We start from the raw sequence: 328 nt of genomic DNA, 5'->3' as shown, positions 1-328 counted from the left end.
GGGATCAGCGTGGGCAGCCCGATGCCCAGATTCACGTACTGCCCGTCCTCCAGTTCACGTGCGGCCCGTGCGGCCATTTCTTCCCGTGTCCAGGCCATCAGCCGCTCACCGTCCGCCGCTCGATCTTCTTGTCCCCGGCCTGCCCGGGTGTCAGGGCCACCACCCGCTGCACGAAGATGCCCGGCAGGTGCACCGCGTCCGGGTCGATGGCGCCGGGCTCGACCAGCTCCTCCACCTCGGCGATCGTCACCTTCCCGGCCATCGCCGCCAGCGGGTTGAAGTTGCGGGTCGACTTGTTGAACACCAGGTTCCCGTGCCGGTCGCCGCG

Annotated in this window: 2 protein-coding genes; both read right to left on the bottom strand. The window is 69.2% G+C overall.

The features are described 5' to 3' along the window. Nucleotides 1–98: CoA-transferase (locus JYK17_RS40935; protein WP_308011752.1), on the bottom strand; the 98-nt coding region annotated here is incomplete at its 3' end. After that, on the bottom strand, nt 98–328 hold a 231-nt coding region (locus JYK17_RS40340; protein ID WP_308011751.1), incomplete at its 5' end, for a CoA-transferase. The genes JYK17_RS40340 and JYK17_RS40935, both read right to left, overlap by 1 nt.

Source organism: Streptomyces plumbidurans (genome assembly GCF_019857225.1).
GTDB lineage: Bacteria > Actinomycetota > Actinomycetes > Streptomycetales > Streptomycetaceae > Streptomyces > Streptomyces plumbidurans.
This window is presented reverse-complemented; position numbering and strand designations above follow the sequence as displayed.